This is a genomic window from Desulfoconvexum algidum, assembly GCF_055382125.1.
This window is the reverse complement of record NZ_AP042394.1, coordinates 5,885,238-5,909,140: the sequence shown is the minus strand read 5'-3', so window position 1 is coordinate 5,909,140 and position 23,903 is coordinate 5,885,238. Positions and strand designations below refer to the sequence as shown.

The window sequence follows — 23,903 nt, the reverse complement described above, 5'->3', positions numbered from 1 at the left end:
AGGATCCGTCATGGCTTGAGTTGCAATTAAGACTTAAACGTATACGTATCGGCCAAGGTATTGTAATACGGCTTTTCTGATACTTCCCCCCAGGCTCCGATAATTTTCTTAAAGCGCTCAAAACTTTCATTCACCTTTTTAGCCATGGGGTCCTTGGCTGCAATATCGGCAACGGCATCTTTTGCATGGGATTTTAGTTCAGACAGCACGGAATCAGGAAATTTCATCAACTTGACGTTGTGCTGGTTGATCAATTCGTCAAGGGCCTGGCCGTTGCCGGCATTAAATCCTTGTGTTGTCCAGCTGCTGACCTGGGCACAGGCGGCATCTAAAATTGCCTGGTATTCAAGGGGCAGGGCTTCATATTCTTTTTTGTTAAAAATAAACTCTACAAACGGACCGGGTTCATGCCAACCGGGATAATAATAATATTTAGCAATTTTATAAAATCCCATTAATTTGTCATGGAGGGGGCCGATCCATTCCGTGGCATCAATAACACCACGTTCCAGGTTGGTAAAAATCTCACTGGCAGGGCAGAGGATAACGGTTGATCCCAGTTTCGCCATTACCTTCCCCCCCAGGCCGGGAATTCTCATTTTAAGGCCTTTAAAATCATCTATTGTTTCAATTTTTTTATTAAACCATCCTGCCATCTGGGGCCCAGTGGTACCGCCCGGGCGGGGGATCACATTAAATGGTGCATAGACCTCTTCCCAAAGCTTGAGTCCGCCGCCAAACTCATACCAGGCCGCCATGCCGGATCCGTTAAGCCCAAAGGGCACCGCTGCAAACCATTGGGCGGCAGGTGCTTTGCCTGCCTGGTAATACCCAACGCCTGACCCGGCCTGGACAGAGCCGCCCTTGCTGACCGAATCAAACGTCTGCAAGGGCGGTACCAGCTCACCGCCTGCGAAAACTTTGATTTTAAAAAGACCGCCGGTCATGAGCTCTACCTTTTTGGCAAGCAGTTCTGCCGCATCCTGCAAATAGGGAAGATTCGGCGGCCAGGTGGTGACCATTTTCCATTTAATTTTCTTTTGGGCATGTACTGCCGGGGCATTCATCATTCCGCTTGAGGCAACCGCTGCTACTGTACCGACTGCAGCTTTTTGTAAGAATTGTCTTCTTTCCATGGGATCTCCTTTCGTTTATGGTAAAATGAATTATACCGTACTATAGAAACGGGCATCCTGTGATTTGTTAAATATAGACCTATGATAGCTATATTTAAACTATTCTATAGCTATCGTAATTTTTCAAGTCAATGAAAAATTTAAAAAATTAACCGGGGAGGATGCAATGACGATTGAGTCAACCATCGTTTTTTTTTCTGGCCAATCCCGGCGGTTCATTACCTGGTGGGCTTTGCAGGGGAAAAATTACCCATAGCGCCCTATTCCACTTTTGCGGCTGCGGAAGAGATGGAAACGGTGCTTGAAAAATTCAAGACCTATGGGCAAAAAAAATGAGTTAAATCAGCTATTATACTGTTTTGCCATAAAAATACCGGGCAGGCTGAATTTTGTGAAATCATTACACAATTGTTTGTTGTTTGCAATGGCATCTGCTGCCATAATCCCGCTTTTAATGGCAGCATGGATACCTTCTCCCATATCCAGAGTGGATACCCCGGCAGCATCTCCGATGACAAACACATTGTCCCTGCGAAAGGCTGGATTTTTATGAAAAAGATAATAATTGTGCCCCCTGGGGTTGTGAGGCGCTTGTTTTATAAGGGAAAGGGTTATCAGCTTTTTAACAAAATCATGCCAGTGGTCCATGATGGTCCTGCCTTGGTTTTTTAATTTTAATAATTTACCACCGATCCCGATATTCAACCAGCCATTTCCCTTTGGCAGATACCAGGCATACCCCGGCAGCCGATTTTCAAAATACCAGATGTGGCATCTATCATCGGGTATATCGCATTGATATTCCTTTTCAACTGCACAAATCATAGCCGTTTCAGGCCTTTTATGGGGGGTGTTAAAAAAGTTTTTATACACCGGGCAATGGGTGCCGCCGGCACCCACCAGGTATCTGCATTGATAGGTATCATCGATGATGAATTCTTCCTTGTGTGCCCTGATATGCCTGACTATATGGGTGTGAACCGGGACATGGGCACGCAGGATCATCCACTCATCAAACTCATATCTTCTGATGGCATACTGGCAGGTTTTGACGGGAAATTCCATTCCGAACATATGGAAATGAATTCGCTCAAATCGGTTCAGGGTATGGGGATATGTTTTTGGATGGATATTCAGGGTATTGAATACGCCTGGAGTCACCCAGCCAGCACAGATTTTTTGGCGTGGAAAGGGTTTTTTGTCGAGAATTAAGGTCTCAAGGCCTGACCTTCTCAAGGCCCTTGCACATGCAGCCCCTGCTGGTCCTCCGCCAATGACAATTATTTTTGATCGTATCATTTTTATACGGCTTTATGAAATCCGGCAATCCGGCCTGGTCTTTCCGGGCTTGGTCATGACGATCTGCCACAACTGCATCTGTCTGGATCGAAATCCCCCGGCAGCGGTTAAAAGATAGTACTCCCACATCCTGAAAAACCTATTTCCGTATTTTTGTTTCAGTTCCGGCCATGCCTGTTTGAAATTTTTGTACCAGGCCATCAGGGTTTTATCATAATCTTCCCCAAAATTTTGCCAGTCTTCCATGACAAAGATCCCTTCCATGGCCTTTCCAATCTGGGCAATGGAAGGCAGCATTGAATTGGGAAAAATATATTTTGTGGTCCATGGATTACATATCCTGCAGCTGGTATTGCTTCCAATAGTATGAACAAAGGCGATCCCGTCATCTTTTAACAAGTGATTTGTCAGTTTCATATAGGTTCGGTAATTTTTATACCCCACATGTTCTATCATCCCGATGGAAACAATCCGGTCATAAAGGCCGGGTGCCTTTCTGTAATCATCGAGCCGAATGTTAACCGGCAGACCTTTGCACAGTTCTTTTGCAAATTTGGCCTGTTTTTCCGACACGGTAAACCCTGTTACACTGACACCATATTTTTGGGCTGCATATTTTGCAAATCCGCCAAACCCACACCCCAGCTCGAGAATCTCCATACCCGGTGTCAGGTCCAGTTTTTTGCAAATCATGTCAAGCTTGGCTTCCTGTGCCCTGTCAAGGCTCTGAGCATCCTCCCAAAACCCGCAGGTATACTGCATTCGTTTGTCCAACATTTTCAAATAAAGTTCATTGCCGATATCATAATGAATTTTACCAATCGTAAAAGCACGCCTGGTATTCTGTAAATTAAAAATTTTTGCTTTAAGAAGATTCCATGTTGTTGCCCAGTCCTGTTTGACCCTGCTCAACAGATCCACACGCAACACCTTTTCAATGAACCGGTCAAGCGCCCTGCAGTCCCACCACTTGTCCATATAGGATTCCCCTAATCCCAGCACGGTTTGCTGCACCACCCGTTCATAAAATTTGTCATTATGGATACAGATATCATAGGGTTTATCCCCGTTGACTGTAATCCCTGCCATCTCCATTAAATTTAAAACGGTTTCCTTTTCTTTCTTTTGATTCATACCCTCCACCTATCTTTGATCATAAATTGAATAAAAATAAGCTACATGTCCTCATTTTTTTAAAACCTATTATCTCATAGATAATTTTGCAATTTCCATACCTAAAAATAAAGAAAGTGTATTACCCGAAAAGCGGATTTGCAAAATATTGAATAAGCAATGCCTCCCTGTAAAAATGCTGTTTGGCTGTATCCTTTGACCCTTTAAAAGGGGGTGTTAAAAAAGACAATAGTGTCAGGGTTTTTTACAGGAAGGAAAAAGATTTGCTGACCTTCTGCCCAGGATAGGCGTTGTTTCTTAGAATTTGGTTAAGTGCATATTTTTATCAGGGTGTGATCCCACTAGAGGCTGCTTTATTGGTGGGTCAGTGCGTCGACGGCTGCCGTGCAGACCGCCACAGATGATTGCGGATCGTCGGCAAAAAATTTTTTTCCATCTTTGAGAAAAATAGCACGCCACCGGGTCTCGTACTGGCTTTTGGGGCAGAGGTCTTTAAGCTGAAAGGAAAATCCGCGGGCCTTCAGAATTTCAGATAGATCCAGAGCCGCGTGAATGTCATGGACGGCGTGAGCGGGAACTGCCTCGCCGAGGTGATGTTTGAGTTGTTTTTCCAGTATTTCGGGTATAGATTCGGACATTATAGTCTCCAATATGATGGTTTTGTGTGGGCGCACAAAGTCAACGCCCCCCGAGGACATTCAACCACTGAATGCGATCCGGGTCAATCCTTTTTAGACGATGGATATTATGGAGCCCTTGATGTTAGATTTATTGAAATGTAAACTTTTGGCGGGATCATCTGTAACAATTTGTATAAGCTTGAGAAATTTGTCGAATTTACGCAGGGACCAAACAACCGCTTTTTTTAGATTTGGTCCGGAACTAGTGCATCGTTGATCTGCATACTCTCTCAAAAACCCAGTTGATCTACCCTATTCGTTTTCATAATTTTGAAGAAGCTGAAAGAATTACCTTTAAATATATTGAAGTTTATTATAACCAAAGAAGTAAACATTCATCCAATGCCTGGAAAACGCCTGTTCACGTGAGCAGGAATGGTATAATATAAAAAAAGTGGCTTAACTCTGTTTCCAATTCTTTGGGAGAGGATCAACAATTCGTTATGAGAAGATTGACAACGTTAATAATGATAACTTTGTTACTGGCTATATTGGGCAGTTGCGGTTCACTGCCTGTCAAAACCGGAGAAGTCTCACTTCAAAGAGAGGACCATCCGGAAGGATCGAAATTGACCAGAATCTTCGACAGGGTTGCCGGGCCCGATTTTTCATACTCAGGTTTTATCCTTTTAAGAAACGGTGATCGCGCTTTGTACGAGCGTGTTGCTCTTGCCGATATGGCGGAGCATACGATAGATGCTCAATATTACATATGGAACGGCGACAAGAGCGGCAGATTTTTGACCCAGAAACTTGTTGACGCAGCAGATCGAGGCGTTTTGGTACGGATTCTCCTCGACGACTTCAATATCGGTGACCGCAATCAGCAGCTTCTGACACTAAACAGCCATCCGAACTTGGAGGTTCGTGTTAACAACCCGTTTATCAAGCGATCCGGAATAGCCAGATGGTTCAATTTTGCGGTTGATTTTAAGCGGCTCAACCGGCGCATGCACAATAAAACCTATACGGTAGATGGTATAGCTGCCATTGTCGGGGGCCGCAATATCGGAGACGAATATTTCAATCATAACGAGAATTTGAACTTCAGGGACCTTGATTTGTTCACCGTGGGGCCTGTTGTCGCAGAGGTTTCACGAGAGTTCCAGGAGTACTGGGATAGTCCGTGGTCGATCCCTATTGACCTGATCGTGAGTGCAGAACCGGATCAGACAAAGAGAGAATCGCTGGCCGAACTTGTGGGAAAAACCAGAGTGGCGTCTTTAGATTTCCTATTCCCTGGTAAGGCGGATTCATTGGAAACACATTTCAGCCGGATAGTTGATGAACTCGTTTGGGCACCGGCGATGTTTGTGTATGATCAACCGGGTGGCTATGGTGAGAAAGCATATACTGAAGGTCCCAAGCGGGTCGCCGCCCATCTCTTGCAGATGGCCGGTAACAGCGAGAAGGAAATTCTCATCGAATCTGCTTATTTTGTCCTTGATGATATTGGACTGGAACTGGCCGGGCAGTTGCGTGAAAAAGGGGTCAGTATGCGTGTATTCACCAACTCGATGGCGTCCAACGACGTGTTGCCCAACCATGCAAGTTATGCAATGGTCAGAAAAGCTATTCTTGAAAACGGGATCGAACTTTATGAACTGAGGCCGGATGCTTCATCATGCGTTGAGTCAGTCGGCAGAGAAGCATTTTGTGACGGGGACAGCTTATTCGGCTTGCACGCGAAGGCGGCAGTGTTCGATAGAAAAATTGTCTATGTCGGGTCCTGCAATTTGAATCTGCGTTCCGCCTATCTGAACACCGAAGTCGGTATGTTTGTGGATAGCCTGGCTCTGGCCCAAAAACTCATCGGGCAGATAGAGGTGAACCTGAAACCCGAGAATAGCTGGCAGCCGATAATTAAGGACCACAATGTTGTGTGGATCACAAAAAATAACGGTGCAGAAGAAATTGTGTCCAACGAACCCCAGACAAGCTTTGCTGAGCGTTTTAAGAAGGGCGTCCTGACGCTGGTGCCTGGATCTGAATATTATTGATGGCATTTTTCTCCACCCCTTCAGACCTGGGGGCTGAAAATAATCCATAGGCCTGGGGAGACAAGGAGGTAATCCTGACAAGGGCCTCATGGCCTGATACCGTCCCGGTCACCTGGACCACCTTCCCGTAAAATTCTCCCCCGTTCTTGTGATCCCATGAGAAATTTGAATCGGCCTTTTCAATGGAGTCGGGCAGATACACCCGAATATCCTCCCACTGGTCAATGGGTTTAGGGGATTCAGGAAACAGGATAACAGCAGATATCCGTGAGGTGTGGGTAATCATTGCCCGGACTCCCTCGGTGTTCACAATTTTCTGGCTGAGACGACGGATGGTAACCTTCATGGGTGGAACCATGGCAATGGGGATCTCATCTTGCTGGGGCAAAACAATGTTATGGTAACCTTTCATCCCCTGGATATCATAGAGATTCACCTTGCCGGGGATGCCCTTCATTTGAAGGTTCAGGATTTTTTTAACCATCACATGGGGGGTCACCTTTTCGTGGGTGGCCTCACTGATGAGCACCTGCCCACCCACGGTATAGGATTCCATCCGGCCGGTAAAGTTCACGTCTGACCCCACAACCCCATATTTAGACCGTTTTTCAGACCCGATATTGCCCACCACCACCGTACCTGTATGGACGGCCACTCCCATTTCCAGATGGGCAAGCCCGTCCATCTCATTCATTTTGTTGATTTCAGCCATGGCCGCCTGCATTTCCAGGGCACAGGCCACGGCCCTTAAGGCGTTATCCTCCATGGGTTCCGGCGCACCGAAAAACGCCAGGATGCCGTCTCCAATGATTTCATCAATCACCCCTCTGTGGGCCATGAGAATATCCACCATTCGGCCCAGATATCGGTTCAAGAAGGAAATCACAGCTTCCGGCGGCATATGGGCTGTCAGGGCAGTAAACCCCCTTAAATCAGACATCATCAGGGTGATTTCCCTGGCTTCTCCCCCAAGTTTCAACCCATCCTCGGATTCGAGCAGATTGGCCACCACCTCCTTGGTCAAATAGCGCCCAAAGGTGTCCCGGATAAACTCCTTTTGTTTCAACCCTTCCACCATTTCCCCCAGGGAAATAGCAAGTTGCCCCACCTCATCTGTCCGGTTGATATGGGACAGGTCCACGGACAAATCTCCCTTGGCAATCTGATCGGTAACACCGGCCATGGAAATAAGGGGTCGGGCCATGGATCTGGCCAGAAAAAAGCTCATGACAAGCAGTGCAATCATTCCGATCACGGCCAGCACAATTGTTTTCTGGTGAAGACGGTCCAATTGAGCAAACAATTCGCTTTTGACCAGCACCACCCCAAGGGACCACCCCGTGGAAGGAATTTTGGCATAGGCTATAAATGCCTCTTCTCCTGCCAATTGCAACCCGATGGGCAAAAAGCCTTCCTGGTTGCGAACCATTCTCCTGCCAATGGCCCGAAGCTCCTTGTGGTTGAGTTTATCAGCAATGGAAAATATGGATTCTTGCATGATCCGATCTTCATTGGGATGGGAGACAAAAATACCGGTATCGGAAATAATAAAACCAAACCCAAGGTTTCCCGCGTGAATCGTTGCCACAAGTTCGGTGAGCCATTTTAAAGAGATATCCGCCGTAACAACCCCCATGAAATCCGCCCCGTTCCCGGCGCCGGGACGGAAAAGGGGAACGGCATAGGTGACCATGAGAATATTCCCGCCACCGGTATCAAAATAGGGATCACTCCAATGGGGCTGGTTTATCCCCCGGGGAATATAATAAAAATCTTTTAAAAAATAATCATACGCCGGCGAGGCCAACTGACGATAATGGATATCATTGTCCCTCCGGTAATAAAAGGGTGCCCAGGCATCCCGTTTCTTTGAAAACCCACCGGGCTCAAAAAATATCCCGCTGCCAAATATTTCAAAATTTTTCGCCACACCGGTGCGAAGCAGGGAAAGCAAGATAGTCTCATCTGATGTGGGCCATGTATAAAGATAATTTGCCAGGCCCTGGGGCACTTTTTCAACAGCCCTGAATTCCTGTTCAATTCGCCGGGCAACCGAAATAGCCTCGGTTCTGGCATTTTTTTCCGCCGATTCCAGGATCATCCTGCGGGAGGAATTGTAATTAAAGACCTGGACCAGGGCCATGACCACCACGGTACTGCCCAGCACCAACAGGGTCATTTTAAAAACAATGCTCTTTTTTATGCGTGCCACCATGTTTATTCTCTCCTGTATTGGTGCTAGGTCTCCTGCTTCATGGAAAGGGAGATCCGTTTTCGGGTCACATCCACCTCAAGCACCCACACCCGCACCTGCTGCCGGACTGGAACAATCTGGCTGGGGCTTCGATGTCAAATCGGCCTTTTTTCTCATCCCCCGGGATTTGTTCGAATATCAGCCGTAATACCTCACCGTCTGTTTATACCGGCCGGGAAAAATGTGATCCCCATCGGCTTATATATAGTGCGGTTTCCCAATAAAATACTCTGTTGCACCAAAATCAGGTGCAACAGATATTTTAATTATGATAGACGGGTGAACTTACTCTGAGAGTGCGTTCAGTTCTACCAGCGTTTCAAATGCTGAGGGCCTTGTGCTTGAGAACTCGCTGAACCATTTATCATAGAGTGTCAGCATTTGTTCTGATCGGCACAGGCCTGATATGACGCGATCTGCAACCAGACGAAAGGCGGCATCATTTCTCCGTACCGCCAGTGCAAGCGGTTCATAGGAGAACAAAGCAGGCATTATCGAAAATTTGCCGGGATCATCCGAATTTAACGCCAGTCCGATCAGGATAATCTGATCTGCGGCAAAGGCATCTATTTTGTCCTCTTCCAGGGCCTTTCGTCCCTCAAGGGTCGATTTTACAAAGACAATGGTTGTGTCCATTTTTGTCTCTTTAAGCAGCTTTTTTAACTCGATTTCAGTGGTTGTCTCTTTTATCACCCCAATCTTTTTCCCGGCAAAATTTCCCCTGATGTCATTCCCGGCTTGGGTCATAAAAGAAGCCCCGGTGACAAATATAATTTGCGTAAAATCAACAACTTCACTGCGGGATAAGGTCTTGGTCGTTGCACCGCACAACAGATCAATCTTTTTGTTAACCAATGCAGGAAATCTTCCTTCAGACGTCACAGGAATATAGTCTATCTGTATAGTATGCCCTATTTTTTTTTGTATCCCTGATACAATTTCTTTACAAATATCAATGGAATAACCGGTCGGGATACCATTCTCATCCAAAAAAGACAGCGGCGGGTAAAACTGACGATACCCCACTTTTATTTTCCCAGACGTTTTAATCTGTTGAAGTGTTCCGGATAATTCCTGAGCTGACAGGGATGTGATGAAAAATGAAAAAAATAAAATGGCGGTGATGATACCTCTCATGTTGTGTCTCTCCAAAATAGGGGTTGGTTATTCCGGGGCTCTAAACTCAAACAGCGTGATGAATTTGACAGATACGTAGCAATATTTTCAGTGACTGTAAAGGGAATATAAATAAATAAATCATTTTGTAAATGACTGAAATGAAGCGGGTTTTGTCGCATTTATTTTGGTGAATATCAGTATTATTTACTCCATCTTCTCCCTGTCTTTTCTGGATAACATCCTGTACAAACATAGGAATAGAAAATTAATAAAGTCGTTTATTTGATATCCGGCAATTAAATTCCGGAATTGAAAGAAGTTGGGGGAAAGGGCTTTCATTAATCAAAATGAAGAATAGTGGGCTGCCTGTTCCCGATGGATTTGTATTAACCGTTGCTTTTTTTCAGCCATGGTTTGATGAATTGGAGAACACTGATGAATGGCGATTATTTCAATCGGCGGAACTATAGAGAAACCATCGGACAAAAAAGAAGAGATAAGTCTCTGTGAAAAACAGTTACGGGCCCTGACCCTGGGGATTCAGGGAATTCATGAACCCATATCCATTATGGGCAATGATTGGCTGAACTCTCTGTTTTCGACATTTCCCTGTGAAGTTTTCGGGGAAGATCTTATTACAGACCCGGAATCGTTGAAATGGGGTTAGCGATATACCAGCTTTCACGGATACTTCCGGCCAATGAATTGGATTCTTCAGAAAAACTGCTGGAAAAAATAGAGAGTCGTCAATTGCCGGAAGCGTTTCTTCATGCCTGGGATGAATTTATGGAGAACTATGGATTTGGAGGATACCGTGAATCACATAAATACAATCTGATTCTGGGAAACGATCTGATTCGCCGTGAAATTCTAAAGAGGGGTGAAAAATTAGTTTCTGACGGCCGTCTGGATGAGGTTGAGCAAATTTTTAACCTGAAGATTTCCGATGTGGATAAGGCGATTCAAAATTTATCTTTGGACTTGCAAAAACTTGTTAAAGACCGTACTCATTATTTTAATCAAATAAAAAATATCAAAAATTTTCCCCGTTTGATTGATTCACGGGGTACCATTTTTCGACCACACAGAAAAGAAAGCGGTCCCGGGGAAATTGTCGGGCAAGGTGTGTCCGCCGGAATTGCCAAAGGTCCGATTAAAGTTTTGCATATGCCGGATGAAAAAGATGTTTTATCCGGCGACATATTGGTGATCCGGACCACTGATCCCGGCTGGACGCCACTGTTTATAAATGTGGCGGCAGTGGTTCTGGAAGTTGGCGGGATGTCGTAGCATGGAGCTCTTGTTGCCCGGGAATACGGCAAACCATGTGTCGTGGGAATCGACACTGTGGCATCTTTCCTGGAAGACGATCAGTAAATTAAAGTGGACGGCAGCAACGGTATTATAAAGCTGTTATAAGGATTAAAAAATGCGACTTGAGACGCTTCTGAATGAAATTTCGACATTTTTCATCAATCTTCCCATTGAGCAACTCGATAGTGAAATTGCAGTTGCCCAGAACCGCGTCTGCGAGTTTCTCAACCTTGATCGTTCAGCGCTTTTTCAATTTTATGAACAAGATCCCCAGATGGTGTTGACACATATTTATCAGCCATCTGAAATCAGGACACCCCCTGAGCGGATGACGGGGATGGAGTTTTTCCCCTGGTCATTGCAAAAGGTTATGGGGGGTGAAACCCTTGTGATTTCCAAGATGACAGATCTTCCCCTCAAGAAAGGAGAGACAAAATGAATATAGTTAAGATTTTTGGTATTCTATTGATCACCGGCGTTATAATGACTTTCGGACCTGAGGTTGGAAATAGGCTTTCGGTCCCCGGGGCTGATTACCTGGTGCCAAAGGTCGAAGCCAGGGTCGGCCGTCCCCTGACCCCGGTGAGTGTTGCCGGGGTAGCGCGGCGCTCGGTGAGGCGTTGCGCAGCAGGTGTGTATAATTGTAACCTATCAGGTCCCCATCTGGACAATCTGCTCGTACAGCTCTGATTCGAATTTGTTTCAGTCAAGGAAACTTAACAATGACGGTCCACAGAACGAGTAAAAAAATAAACAACACTAAAGGAAAATAAATGGTTAAAAAATCTGTAGTTAAAAGTTTAATTTCAATCATGGCATTATTTTTTTTAATGGGGTGCACAGCAAAGGAGCATGTTCCAATTCCGTCATTCTCGGCTGCAACAATTGATGCCGGCATGTATCAGCCCAAGGTTGATAATTTTCTCATCATCCTTGATGCGTCTATTTCCATGAAGAATAAAATCAAAGAAGAAGTCAAATTGGATATTGCCAAGGCCCTTGTGGACCGGATGAATCAAACCATACCGGAGATGGGCCAAACAGCAGGGCTCAGATCCTTTGGCCATGCCCCTGAAGTGTCAACGGAGTACACTCAACTCATGTACGGCATGAAAACATATTCCAATCAGGATCTGGCCCAGCAATTTAATATTACCAAAGCCGGCGGGCTGAGCAAGCTTGAAACAGCTCTTGACGCAGCCCAGGCTGACTTTGGGGGACTTTCCGGAGCCCATAATGCTGTCATCATTATCAGTGATGGCCTTGACCTGGCACCGGCTGCCCTTGCCAGTGCCCAGAGCTTGAAAGATAAATATGGCCCGGCCATCTGTTTTTATACGATCCAGGTTGGAGATGCACCCGAAGGAAAAGAGGTTTTACAGCAAATTGCAAAAATAGGCGATTGCGGTTTTTATTCAGGATATGAAAGCCTTTTAACCAGTGCGGGTATGGCGGGTTTTGTTGAAAATGAATTTCTTATGGAAAAACCAAAAAAAGTTGTAAAAGCACCCGCCTCACCAGTGGTCGTTGCAGTGGTTAAAAAAGACACGGATAACGATGGTGTGTATGATGAGGAGGATCGATGTCCCAACACCCCGACAGGCGCCAGTGTCAATACGGTCGGCTGCTGGGCATTCACCAATGCGGCCCTTTTTGACTTTGATAAAGCAGAAATCAAATCAGAAGCCTATCCAATGCTGGACGAGGCGGTCATAATCCTTGAAAAAAATCCTGCCATGGCGGTGACCCTCCAGGGTCATACCGATAATGCTGGTAACGCCGAGTACAACATGGGCCTTTCCCTTAGAAGGGCAAATGCCGTTAAAGCGTATCTGGTTGGAAAAGGGATTACAAAAGACAGACTGACAACCCAAGGGCTTGGATCCACAAATCCGATGTCACCGAACAGCAATGAAATTGGGCGTTCTTTAAACAGAAGGGTTGTACTTCAGCCGCGATAGGTGATAAAACTACATTTATACGAATGGGGATGAGTGCATGATTATGCGGTCGACCACTAGAATGTCGTTGCCTCAGCAAAAATACAAAGAGGCATTGGAAATTCTCAGATCTATTGCCGAGCAGAGCCTTATCCAGCCCGGATGCCTCAGCTCACATCTTTATACGGATTTAGAAGAAAAGAACACCCTCTTGATGGAAAACTTGTGGTTGAACTGGGAAAGCCTGGAACGCCATCTTCGTTCAGAAGAATACCGCAACCTGCTCCTGGTTGTGGAAATGGCGATTGAATGCCCGGAGATCCGATTCGACACCATTTCAGACTCGGCGGGAATCGAGACCGTGGAAAAAGCAAGAGGCTGTGTGTGATGAATCCATTATCGTTTTAACCCGATATCCAGAGGTGCTTGGAGGCCTGGGGAAAAGGGATTCCAAGCACCTTTGTGATACACAAAAATTAAAAAAGGAAAAGAAAAAAATGAAGAAAAAAAATTTAGCAGGTTTGATTATGGCAATTATGGCAATGATGATTATTCTATCCGTTTCTCCAGCCGTGTCCGGGGATATGCCGGAAGACAACATGCAGATTCTGCTGGATAAGGTCAAGGCAGACAAGAAGCTGCTCGTGGCGGTCAATATGCAGCTGACAGAGTCTGAAGCAAAGGGTTTCTGGCCGGTCTATGAAAATTATCAGAAAGAGCTGATGGCGATCAATGAACGAATCGGCGGTCTCATCGGCAGCTACGCTGACAGCTACATGGCAGAGACATTCACCAACGGAAAAGCCAAGGCACTCACCGCTGAACTTGTCAGCATTCAAATACTTGAAACCGAGCTTCAGTCGTCCTATGTTCCAAAACTGAGCCAGGTGCTGTCGCCCAAGAAAGTTCTTCTTTATATGCAGATCGAAAACAAAATTCGGGCGGCCATAAAATACGGACTGGCAACTGAGATTCCCCTGGCCGAATAAATGCCCTGGAGGCTATGTATGAAAAAGACCTGGGACTGGATACTGAAAAAGAGGCTCAGAACATTGAGCTGTTCAATCCTGACAGCTCCTGGAAAAAGGTGGAAGAATAATTATGATTACAACACTAAATATTTATGGAGAAAGTATGAGACCCACAAAATTAATTTTTCTATCCATGGCGCTATTGATATTTTTGGTTTTTGCAGGCAATAGTATTGCCGGGGATTGGATTAAACCCGGCGAAGAAGTGTTCCGAATCGATGCAGGGGCTTTTTTTGCCTTCATTGATACCAGCGTACGGGTGGACAGCAAAAATCTGGAGTTAGGAACAGATATCGATCTTGAAGATGATCTTGGTTTCGATGATTCAAACACCTCGTTTCTTATGGGTGGATACTGGCGGTTTGCAAAGCGGCATCGGCTGTTTGCCAGTTATTTTGCCATCGACCGGGATACTTCCGGCGTATTGGACGAAAAATTAGAAATTGGTGGGGATATCTATCCCGTCGATGCCAATGTAACATCTGATTTCGATTTTCAAATTATCCCCATTGCCTATGGATATTCTTTTGTAAATAATGAAAAATATGAGTTCACCGGTATTGTGGGGCTTCACTGGTACCAGGTCGATTTCGCCATTAGTGCTGCTGCAGTCGGAGGGTCCGGCCCAGGAGTGCAAGCCGCGACTTCCGTGAATGCAGATGTTCCACTGCCCATGCTTGGATTCTCCTATGAATACCGCTTTAGCGACCGCTGGACCGCAGGTGCCTTGGTGCAGGCTTTTTATTTGGGTAACTCCAGTTCCCTTGATTTTTCCGGCAGTTTGCTGAATTTAGGGGTAAAGACAGAATACTGGATATTCAACAACATTGGCATCGGCGCAGCCCTGGATTATTTTAAGCTGGATGCGGATGTGGAGACTGATGACTGGAAAGGATCACTGGATTATGCGTATTACGGCCCCAAGGTATATGTGTGCATACGGTTTTAAAAAACAGGCGAAAAAAACTGAACCGGATATTTTTCATTTCCGGTATGCTTTTTGTCTGGCTGGTGGGCACGGTATGGTGTGCCCACGCAACTGACAGTAAAACAAAAAACCGTCCTAGAATCGGTGTGGTCTTAAGTGGTGGCGGTGCCCGGGGTGCTGCCCATATCGGTGTGCTAAAAGTGCTTGAAGAAATGCGCATCCCCATTGATTATCTTGCCGGAACCAGTATGGGATCAATCATCGGCGGGCTGTATGCTTCCGGGATGACAACGGCCGAGATTGAAGAGATCGTCACCCGCATCGATTGGGACACCACCCTTCTTGATGAGGTCCCCAGAAGTGATCGTTCTTTTCGCCGCAAAACCGATGACAAAAATTATCTGGTAAAGAGCAGGCCCGGGTTGAGTGACAACCTTGAAATTAAACTTCCGGCGGGACTCCAGCAGGGTCAGAACATTGATCTTCTTCTCAAGGACCTGGTGATGCCCACCACCCGGATCACCCGCTTTGATGATTTCAAAATTCCCTTTCGGGCTGTGGCAACGGATATTGTCACGGGCAATGCCGTGATACTTTCTTCAGGAGATCTGGCCATGGCCATGCGGGCCAGCATGAACATCCCGGCTTTTTTTGCCCCGGTTGAAATCGACGGTAAACTGCTGGTGGACGGGGGGGTAAGTAACAATCTGCCCATTGACGTTGTTCGGGCAATGGGGGCTGATATTGTGATTGCAGTGGACATCAGTACGCCTCTGGTTGGGCGGGAAAAGCTCAATTCAACTTTGGACATTACCGGGCAATTGACCGGGATCATGACACGCAAAAATACTGAAAAACAGATTGCCACCCTCACAGCAAAGGATGTGTTTATTGTGCCGGAACTGGGCGATATCACCACTTCATCCTTTAACCGGGCCGGTGAAGCCATTCCAAAGGGAGTTGCAGCGGCAGAAAAAAACAAACAAGCGCTTTCCCGGCTGTCCGTGTCCAAAACAGCCTATGCCGATTATCTGGCTTCCCAAGACCCAAGGTTTGCCAAAATAGACCCAAAACTCCCGGTCATTGATTTTATCCGGCTCAACAATCAATCAAAACTCAGTGACAAGATTTTCTATTCCCACCTGGAGATCGAAGCAGGTGTTCCCTTGGATGTTAAAAAACTTGAGGCCAATATCAGCAAACTATACGGCCTGGAACTGTTTGAGAATATTGGCTATGATATTGTTCAAGAAGAGGGGCTAACCGGCCTGGTGATCAATGTCAAGGCGGAATCCTGGGGACCCAATTATCTTCAGGCCGGCATCTCCTTGGGGGGGGATCCAGATGGGGACCACTTTTATGATCTGGCAATTGCCTATACACGGACCGCAATAAACACTTATAATGGTGAATGGCGAAGCGTGGTTCAAATAGGCAGTTCTCCCCTTGTCTACACGGAAATTTATCAGCCCCTGGATTACAAGTCCCACTATTTTATTCATCCCCGACTATTGTATCAAAAATATAATCTGGGTTTTTACACAAATGAGGGTGACCAGGCTGCACAATACCGGATGACCCAATATGGTATGGACCTTGCCCTTGGCAGGCAATTTGATACCTGGGGAGATGCCCGCATCGGTTTTAGGAGATTAAAAGGCGATGCAGAGGTCAAGGTGGGGTCCCCTCTTTTTCCGGAGTCTGATTTTGATCAAGGTGAAATTTACGCAAACCTTCAAACCGACACCCTGGATAATTTATATTTTCCCAATAAAGGATATTCGGGTTTAATAGAATATCTTGTCTCCGATGAAAAATTGGGGGCAGACAATGACTTTGATCAAGTTCGCCTGGAAGGAAGACTTGCAATGAGTTGGAAAAAACACACATTGATTACCAGTGCAAAAGTGTATTCCACTCTGGAGGACACTGCACCGCTTCAAAACAAATTCAAACTGGGCGGGCTTTTCAACCTTTCCGGATACAATGAGAATCAATTAAACGGTGATCAGCTGGGCCTGGTGAGTTTAATGTATCTGTATCAAATCAGTGATTTCAATTTTTTGCCAACCTATCTCGGCGGGACCCTGGAGACCGGCAATGTCTGGAAGGATCAAAGCCAGATGAGTTTTGGCGATGCCATTTTTGCCGGCAGTATCTTTTTGGGACTGGATACATTTTTAGGGCCCATCTACATTGGGTATGGACGGGCGGAAAATAACCACCAGGCAGTGTATTTTTATCTGGGTAAAAAATATTAACCTTTGCTGGGTGTAACTGGTAAAAAGGAATCAAGATGATGACAATATGGGAAAACAAGTTGGGTCCCGATACCCCCCCCACCGATAACAGGATTGAAACAATTATAAAAATAGCCATTCTGGGGATCTTGGTCCTGTGGACCTTTTTTTTACTAAAACCTTTTTTAGTGCCCATTATCTGGGGGATAATTCTGGCAATTGCCATTGAGCCTTTTTTTGGAAAAATTGTCAAACTGCTGGGGGGAAAAAGATCCCTGGCTGCCGTCCTTTTCCTGGTTGCAATTTTTGTCCTGTTGGTAATTCCGACCCTGTTCCTTGTCATGGATTCCATTGATACGGTTCAGTCCCTGACAGAACAGATGAAGGACAGACCATTGGTTATTCCTCCCCCCCCAAAAAGCATTGCCGACCTGCCCTTTGTGGGCGAGACCCTGTCCCAGGCATGGCACCTGGCTTCCACAAATCTGGAAGGGGCGGTGAAGCAATTTGCACCCCAGATTAAAATGGCGGGGGGCAAGGTGATTGGGTTTGTGATTACTTCCATCGGCGGGGGGCTTTCCGGGTTTTTCATGACCTTTATTTCCGTTTGCATTGCCGGTGTATTCCTGGCAACAGCTGAAAAGAGTGCCTTGGTTGCAAGACAGATCTTCATGCGCATCAGCAGCGACAACGGTCCTAAAATTGCCGATCTTGCGGTGGGTACCATCCGGGGGGTCATGCTGGGGGTTGTCGGGGTGGCTTTTATCCAGGCACTCCTTTCCCTGGGGGGAATGATGGCAATCAAGGTTCCGGCTGCGGGCTTCTGGGCAATTCTGGTGCTGGTCTGTGCGGTGAGCCAGTTGCCGATAATCCTTATTCTCGGACCAGTTGCCGCCTACGTCTTTTTTGTCCATGACACAACCCCGGCTGTGATTTTTCTGGTCTGGGTGGTGTTTGTCAGTGTCAGTGACGGATTTTTAAAACCCCTGCTCATGGGTCGGGGGGTGACGCTTCCCATGCTGGTCATCCTGCTGGGTGCCCTGGGGGGCATGATTTTGCACGGTATTATCGGCCTCTTTGTCGGTGCGGTGGTGCTTGCCATCATGTATACCCTGTTTATGACATGGCTGGATGAAAAAAATAAAGACCAAACCTTCAACGGGTGAAACAAATGCAATGAAATTTTTGCCGCAAGCTTGTCTGAACGCTGGTAATTTAACAATTGTAAATCTAACAGACAAGAGGAGAGGATGATGAAAAAAACAATCAGGACAATTTTAATCGGGTGCAGTTTCCCGCCATCCTGCCGGTAGGATGCACCACGGTTGTTGTTGAAGGTGTAACGCTTCAACAATGTGGGGGGACCTATTATCAGCCCTACCAAAACCAATATGTGGTTGTGGTTATTGAATGAGACCATGGGGTGTGAAATTTTCAGTCGACCTGTTTTGAAACCCGGTTTGAAAATAGTTCTAATTGCTGTGGTGGTTGTGTGCACAATGGGAATCAATATGGGATCGGCTGCTGCATCCTCAAAGGCCTTGTCCAAGTTTGTTTCATCCGATGACGGTTGGTTGGATCTAAGCGAATACATTGATCAGACCTATGGTTTTGTTCCCGTGGTAATGCCGATTACTGAACCTGCTGTCGGCTATGGCGCTGCCGGGGCACTTGTGTTTATCGACAAACCCACCACCGAGTCCGGGGCGGGGTCTGGACGTCCGAACATCACTGTGCTCGGTGGGATGGGTACGGAAAATGGAACAAAGGGTTTGGTCGCTGGTGACTTACGCTATTGGCTTGATGACCGGTTGATTACCCTTGTTGGGGCTGTCCATGCTTCTGTGAATTTGGATTTCTATGGGGTCGGTCAGGACGGTTTGTTGAAAAATAACCCGCTTTCTTACAATATTGAACCCCAGGGCGGTTTGGTACAGGCAAAGTATCGCATGGGTACTTCAAAAAGTTGGGCGGGGCTCGGCTATTCCCTGGCCACCACCCAGGTGAGCTTTGATGCCCCGGCTGCAACACCCGGGTTACCGGATTTCCAGAGAGAGTCCCGTGTGGGAGGGTTGATCCCATCCTTCACCTATGATTCCAGGGACAACAAGTGGCTCAGGTCGAGACAGAATTGCGGTGGCAATTATGGAAACGCTTCAGTCTGGTTGGTTTTGCCAGTATCGGAAATGCTTGGAATGATTTTAAGCGCTTTGATAATTCTCAAACCGTGGTAACCGGCGGTACGGGATTCCGTTATGAATTGGCGCGCAAATACGGATTGCACATGGGTGTGGACATTGCCTTTGGACCCGACGGTCCGGCAATATATGTGCAGTTCGGCATTGCCTGGATGCGGCCTTGATTTGGTTATTTAAGATCTTGTGCCTTTGTTTTAGGATATCGAGAGAAAAGTTCTACAAAGGAAAATTCAGTATTTCTGATGGTGGATTGGGGATGTCATGGTCGCCTTGACTTTTCTGATTATTTGTTAGACTGTGGTAATACCACCAGCCTAAAAAACAGACAACGAGCGGCGCAGGGAAGGTCAAATGATCGAACCGATTCAGTCAGACAGTTTGCGGGATATATTCATCCAGAAATTTGAGCGGCTGATATTCTCCGGCTATTTTAAAATAGGAGAACGCCTGCCCCCGGAAAGGCAGCTTGCCAAGATGCTGGGGGTGAGCCGGCCTGTGGTCCATGAGGGGCTGGTCAACCTGGTTTCAAAGGGCCTTGTCACCATGACCCCCCGGAAGGGGTCGGTCATAAATGATTACCGGAAGGAAGGTTCTCTTTTTATGCTCACCGCTTTGTTTGAGTATAGCGACGGCCAGGTGTCTGAACGACTGCTTGCCAGCATGTTGGACATGCGACTGCTGATGGAGGTTGAAACTGTCGGTCTTGCTGCAGCGAACAGGTCCCAAAGCCAGGTGGCACAGCTCCAGGAGATCGTTGACAGGGAAGGACAAGCGGATCCTGACGATTTAAAGGGGATTGCAGCCCTTGACTTTGAGTTCCATCATCTCCTCTCCATTGCATCGGATAATCTGGTCTATCCCCTGCTGCTTAATTCTCTTAAGCAATTTTATATCAGCCTGACGGAAAAATTTTTTGCAGATAGATCGGTGATCCCCTGGGTCCTTGAACACCATGGAAAAATTGTCGGGGCCATTCACGATCAATCCGTTGAAAAGGCCAGGGACTATACAAAAGAGTTACTCGCACATGGCGAACGACACCTCAGATCAATTTTAAAAACATAAGAGGGAGGCATCCATGAATCAGACGATGGACCCTAGGGACAAACAAAAAGATTCCGACCGGATCCAATGGCTTCGGGATTATTATTTTCTGGGAAATAAACGCGAATGGAATAACGAATACACGGTCTGGTCCACGGGAACCCCCTGGGATCTGCAGTACCATGAATTTACCTATTACATTGTTCCTGAAACCTATCTGATGTTTGACGTCATGCGGGGAGGGTACGCCCAGGCGGCAAGGACCGTCCCCATTGAACCGGATTTCTGGGACAAAAGCATTGCCGAGCGCCGGGCTTTTTTTGTGCGAGAGGTGATGGTAAATCACCTGCCCCAGGAAATTTTGCCAGGAGACCTCATTGCCGGTGGGCGGTTTAATATCCTCACTTCCATGTGCCTGGATGAGAAGGAACAGGCTGCCTATAACGGGAAAATCCTGGGTAAAAACGGGGTGAGGGCAAAGGTGAAAAGGTTCCATGACCATGGGTATGGAAATGCCGGCGCCACCAGCGGTCATCTCATCCCCGGCCATGAAAGGGTCTTGAAAATAGGCTGGAAGGGAGTTGCCAGTGAAATATCCGCCCGGTTTGATTCTTTAGACCAAACCGAACAATCGGGCCCCAAAGGATCCCAGCTCCGGGCCATGATGACCGCCAGCAAAATGGCAGGGGAACTGGCCGTTAAATACAGCCTCTTGTGCCGGTCGTTAATGGAGAAAGAAACAGACCCGGTCCGGCAAAAAGAGCTGGGCCGGATGGCACAAATCCTTGCTCGTGTGCCCTGGGAACCGGCTCAAGATTTCTGGGAGGCGGTTCAGGCGCTGTGGATCAACCACATGCTGGTCATGAGCGATGAGAATTATCCCGGCCCCGGGGTCTCTTTGGGAAGAATAGACCAATATCTGCTGCCCTATTGGGAGCGCTCAAAGGCTTCTGGCATGGACCGGGAATTTGCCAAGGAAATTTTGAAATGTTTCTGGATCCATTGCAATACCGCCTATGATGCCACCATCCGAGTCGGAAACCAGGGAATAACCGCCGGTTACGGCCAGCTGGTTACCCTTTCGGGCATGGGGCCCGGGGGGCAGGATTTGACCAATGAGCTGACCTATATGATTCTCGAGGTGATTGATGAGCTGTCTCCCATTCTGGAGCCCAAGCCCAATGTGAGGCTTCATCGAAATACCCCGGAAAAACTCTACGATTTTTGCGTTGAAATGATCAGCAGGGCAGACGGGGCGCCGTTTCTGCTGAATTTTGATGAGCGGTCCATGGCCGGGATGGTGGGCCAGGGCCAAAAAGGGGGTATAGGCGATCTTATCAATGATACCAATGTCCACGACTATGCCCCGGTGGGATGCCTGGAAAATACCATGGTGGGCAATGACCGGTCCGGCACCGTGGACAATAACCTCAATCTGTTAAAGGCGGTTGAACTGGCCCTGACCCGGGGGAAAGATCTGAATCCCCATGTGGACCCCATGACCGGAAAATCGGAAAAAATAGGGCAGGACGGGCCTGTCACAGGGGATCCCAACACCTTTCACTCCTTTGAAGATTTTCTGGACGCCTTTAAGGAGCAGACCGCCTTTATCGTTAAAAAGTGCGCAGATCTTTACGAATTGTCCGAATCCTTGCGAAATGATTATTTTGCAACGCCCTATCTGTCTTGCCTGGTGAAAGGGTGCCTGGAAAAGGGTAAGGATGTCACCCAAGGCGGGGCCGAGATCAGCTTTACCACCCTGGAGGCGGTGACCTATGCCACAACAGTGGATTCCCTTTTGGCCATACAGTACTTGGTGTTTGACGAAAAGGCCTGTTCCCTGGCCGAGTTGACCCGGGCCCTGAAGGACAATTGGGAGGGGCACGAAATTCTCCAGGCAAAGGCCAAAAACCGGGCGCCCAAATACGGCCGGGATGACGACCCGGCAGACGCGTTGGCACGGCAGGTGATGACAATCTTTTGTGATGAAACCTGGAAACATAAAACTATTTCCACCCTTCGGCAGTTCCGGCCGGGCATGCTCAGCTGGAATTATTGGGCAGCCGACGGCAGACAACGGGGGCAATTTCTTTCCAATGCCATTTGTCCCTCAAACGGGGCGGATATCAAAGGGCCGACTGCCAACTCAAATTCTGTGGGCAAGGTGTTGGGGGGGAAAACCAGGGAAACAACCGGGGATTTTAAGGAATTTATCAATGACCTTCCCAACGGGGCCAGCCACACCATCACCTTTAATCCCTCCATCCTAAAGGACCCCACCCACAAAGACAAGTTCAAGTCTTTTTTAAAGGGGTACAACGAGAACGGGGGAACCGCCCTGCAAATCAATATGCTGGATCCGGCGGTGCTCGTGGACGCCCAGAAAAATCCGAAAGATCACCGGCATCTTCTGGTCAGAATCACCGGTTATAATGCCTATTTCACCAGTATTGGAAAGGAGCTCCAGGATGAAGTCATCAAACGGATCAGCCATGGCAATTTTTAAGGCAGGTCCCGGGGGCGTGCAATGATGACCCCGGGGGGTGATCCCAAGGGGACTGATCCCAAGGGGCCTGACCCCAAGGGGACGGATCCCCGGGGGATTATCCTTGAAATTCAGCGGATGTCCACGGAAGACGGGCCGGGCTTGAGGACAACGGTTTTTCTCAAGGGATGTCCCTTGAAATGCAGGTGGTGTCATAACCCGGAAAGCATTTCCCCATTGCCCCAGCTGGTATGGAATGGAGTGGGGTGTATCGGATGCAATACCTGTGTGGACACTTGTCCTCTGGGGGCGCTTTCCGCCAAATCCAAGGCAATTGTCATTGACAGGGAACGCTGCAACGGGTGCGGGGCGTGTGCCCAGGAATGCCCCACGCTTTCCATGGTGCTTCTCGGGGAAACATGGCGGGCAAAGGATCTGGTGAATGAGCTTGCCAAGGACCAGGCCTATTTTCTAAAATCAAAGGGGGGCGTCACCCTTTCCGGGGGAGAAGCGACCCTGCAGCGCACTTTCACCCATGGGGTTTTAAAGGGACTAAAGGCGCGCGGGATTCATACGGCCCTGGATACCTGCGGGATGTGCTCCTTTGACTGCCTGGAAACGCTTGTACCCGTCACGGATCTGCTCCTCTTTGATATCAAGGAGATAGATGCCCGGCGCCATGAGAAATTTACGGGCGTCTCCAATGAACGCATCCTTGAAAATTTGAAACAATTACCAGGATTACTTGGGGCTTTAAAAACCGATCTCTGGATCCGAACCCCCATCATTCCCGGTGCAACCGACCGGGAAGAAATCATAGGGGCCATTGGTGAGTTTATTGTGAACAACTTGGACGGACGGGTGTCCCGGTGGGAGCTGTGTGCCTTTAATAACCTGGGAAAAGAAAAGTATACCCGGCTGGGTAGGCAGTGGGCCTATGGGTCCACCTTGCTCGTGGAAAGGAAAAAAATGGAAGCCTTGTCCCTTGAGGCGGTAAAAACCGGTGTGGGGGAGGGGATCGTTTTCTGGAGCGGTTCTGTGCGACCTAACTAAGGTTCGCTATAGCAAAGATTCGCTCTGGCAAAGGCCCGGCCACACCAA

At 47.4% G+C, this 23,903-nt stretch carries 21 protein-coding genes and 2 pseudogenes; 16 read left to right on the top strand and 7 right to left on the bottom strand.

The features are described from left to right. Positions 1-26: 26 nt before the first annotated feature. The 4 genes from ACZ45G_RS26645 to ACZ45G_RS26630 form a co-directional block, all read right to left on the bottom strand. Positions 27-1,136: a TRAP transporter substrate-binding protein gene (locus ACZ45G_RS26645; protein ID WP_464173611.1), complete on the bottom strand. Its 1,110-nt coding sequence runs from the start codon at positions 1,134-1,136 to the stop codon at positions 27-29. Positions 1,137-1,478: 342 nt separating this feature from the next. Continuing rightward, the gene (locus ACZ45G_RS26640) at positions 1,479-2,435 is read right to left on the bottom strand and encodes an NAD(P)/FAD-dependent oxidoreductase (protein ID WP_464173610.1); all 957 of its coding nucleotides are present in this window, start codon (positions 2,433-2,435) and stop codon (positions 1,479-1,481) included. A 12-nt stretch (positions 2,436-2,447) separates the two neighbouring features. Then, positions 2,448-3,569, bottom strand: a complete 1,122-nt coding sequence (cfa, locus tag ACZ45G_RS26635; protein ID WP_464173609.1) for a cyclopropane fatty acyl phospholipid synthase — start codon at positions 3,567-3,569, stop codon at positions 2,448-2,450. Positions 3,570-3,922: 353 nt separating this feature from the next. After that, on the bottom strand, positions 3,923-4,207 hold the full coding sequence (locus ACZ45G_RS26630; protein ID WP_464173608.1) for a hypothetical protein: 285 nt from the start codon (positions 4,205-4,207) through the stop codon (positions 3,923-3,925). 611 nt (positions 4,208-4,818) lie between these two features. Here ACZ45G_RS26630 and ACZ45G_RS26625 point away from each other — a divergent pair. After that, entirely contained in the window at positions 4,819-6,249 is a 1,431-nt protein-coding gene (locus ACZ45G_RS26625) for a phospholipase D family protein (protein ID WP_464173607.1), read from the top strand. Here the strand turns inward: ACZ45G_RS26625 and ACZ45G_RS26620 are convergent. From ACZ45G_RS26620 to ACZ45G_RS26610, 3 genes and pseudogenes are all read right to left on the bottom strand, one after another. Further along, positions 6,203-8,464: an adenylate/guanylate cyclase domain-containing protein gene (locus ACZ45G_RS26620; RefSeq protein ID WP_464173606.1), complete on the bottom strand. Its 2,262-nt coding sequence runs from the start codon at positions 8,462-8,464 to the stop codon at positions 6,203-6,205. The two genes, ACZ45G_RS26625 and ACZ45G_RS26620, sit on opposite strands and share 47 nt — an antisense overlap. Positions 8,465-8,487: 23 nt before the next feature. After that, positions 8,488-8,583 (bottom strand): annotated as a pseudogene (locus tag ACZ45G_RS26615) (S1 RNA-binding domain-containing protein); the annotation flags it as partial. Between the two features lie 205 nt (positions 8,584-8,788). Further along, positions 8,789-9,640, bottom strand: a complete 852-nt coding sequence (locus ACZ45G_RS26610; protein ID WP_464173605.1) for an amino acid ABC transporter substrate-binding protein — start codon at positions 9,638-9,640, stop codon at positions 8,789-8,791. A gap of 421 nt (positions 9,641-10,061) precedes the next feature. On the opposite strand from ACZ45G_RS26610, the gene ACZ45G_RS26605 reads away from it, so the two are divergent. The 15 genes and pseudogenes from ACZ45G_RS26605 to ACZ45G_RS26535 all read left to right on the top strand — a co-directional run bounded on the left by ACZ45G_RS26605 (position 10,062) and on the right by ACZ45G_RS26535 (position 23,855). Next, positions 10,062-10,289 carry a hypothetical protein gene (locus tag ACZ45G_RS26605; RefSeq protein ID WP_464173604.1) on the top strand — a complete coding sequence of 76 codons (228 nt, stop codon included), beginning with the start codon at positions 10,062-10,064 and terminating at the stop codon, positions 10,287-10,289. Then, positions 10,280-10,999: pseudogene (locus ACZ45G_RS26600) on the top strand (PEP-utilizing enzyme). Before ACZ45G_RS26605 ends, ACZ45G_RS26600 begins: the two are co-directional and overlap by 10 nt. A gap of 52 nt (positions 11,000-11,051) precedes the next feature. Further along, positions 11,052-11,375, top strand: a complete 324-nt coding sequence (locus tag ACZ45G_RS26595) for a hypothetical protein (RefSeq protein ID WP_464173603.1) — start codon at positions 11,052-11,054, stop codon at positions 11,373-11,375. Then, a complete protein-coding gene (locus ACZ45G_RS26590; protein ID WP_464173602.1) occupies positions 11,372-11,626 on the top strand; it encodes a hypothetical protein in 255 nt (84 codons plus the stop codon). Before ACZ45G_RS26595 ends, ACZ45G_RS26590 begins: the two co-directional genes overlap by 4 nt. 83 nt (positions 11,627-11,709) lie before the next feature. Then, positions 11,710-12,897, top strand: coding sequence for an OmpA family protein (locus ACZ45G_RS26585; RefSeq protein ID WP_464173601.1), 1,188 nt, complete (start codon positions 11,710-11,712; stop codon positions 12,895-12,897). Between the two features lie 37 nt (positions 12,898-12,934). Beyond that, a complete protein-coding gene (locus tag ACZ45G_RS26580; protein ID WP_464173600.1) occupies positions 12,935-13,264 on the top strand; it encodes a putative quinol monooxygenase in 330 nt (109 codons plus the stop codon). Between the two features lie 109 nt (positions 13,265-13,373). Further along, entirely contained in the window at positions 13,374-13,865 is a 492-nt protein-coding gene (locus tag ACZ45G_RS26575; RefSeq protein WP_464173599.1) for a hypothetical protein, read from the top strand. Beyond that, positions 13,862-13,975 carry a DUF2950 family protein gene (locus ACZ45G_RS26570; RefSeq protein WP_464180029.1) on the top strand — a complete coding sequence of 38 codons (114 nt, stop codon included), beginning with the start codon at positions 13,862-13,864 and terminating at the stop codon, positions 13,973-13,975. The genes ACZ45G_RS26575 and ACZ45G_RS26570 overlap by 4 nt, the downstream gene beginning before the upstream one ends. A 35-nt stretch (positions 13,976-14,010) precedes the next feature. Further along, complete coding sequence (locus ACZ45G_RS26565) at positions 14,011-14,856, top strand: hypothetical protein (protein ID WP_464173598.1); 846 nt, start codon at positions 14,011-14,013, stop codon at positions 14,854-14,856. Further along, positions 14,841-17,096, top strand: a complete 2,256-nt coding sequence (locus ACZ45G_RS26560) for a patatin-like phospholipase family protein (RefSeq protein WP_464173597.1) — start codon at positions 14,841-14,843, stop codon at positions 17,094-17,096. Before ACZ45G_RS26565 ends, ACZ45G_RS26560 begins: the two co-directional genes overlap by 16 nt. A gap of 35 nt (positions 17,097-17,131) precedes the next feature. Continuing rightward, positions 17,132-18,241 (top strand): AI-2E family transporter, encoded by a 1,110-nt coding sequence (locus ACZ45G_RS26555; protein WP_464173596.1) that lies wholly within the window; start codon positions 17,132-17,134, stop codon positions 18,239-18,241. A gap of 252 nt (positions 18,242-18,493) precedes the next feature. Further along, the gene (locus ACZ45G_RS26550; protein ID WP_464173595.1) at positions 18,494-19,309 is read left to right on the top strand and encodes a hypothetical protein; all 816 of its coding nucleotides are present in this window, start codon (positions 18,494-18,496) and stop codon (positions 19,307-19,309) included. 315 nt (positions 19,310-19,624) lie between these two features. Then, positions 19,625-20,338, top strand: coding sequence for a FadR/GntR family transcriptional regulator (locus ACZ45G_RS26545; protein WP_464173594.1), 714 nt, complete (start codon positions 19,625-19,627; stop codon positions 20,336-20,338). 13 nt (positions 20,339-20,351) lie between these two features. Next, a complete protein-coding gene (locus tag ACZ45G_RS26540; RefSeq protein WP_464173593.1) occupies positions 20,352-22,823 on the top strand; it encodes a pyruvate formate lyase family protein in 2,472 nt (823 codons plus the stop codon). 21 nt (positions 22,824-22,844) lie between these two features. After that, positions 22,845-23,855: a glycyl-radical enzyme activating protein gene (locus ACZ45G_RS26535; protein WP_464173592.1), complete on the top strand. Its 1,011-nt coding sequence runs from the start codon at positions 22,845-22,847 to the stop codon at positions 23,853-23,855. Positions 23,856-23,903 lie beyond the last annotated feature (48 nt).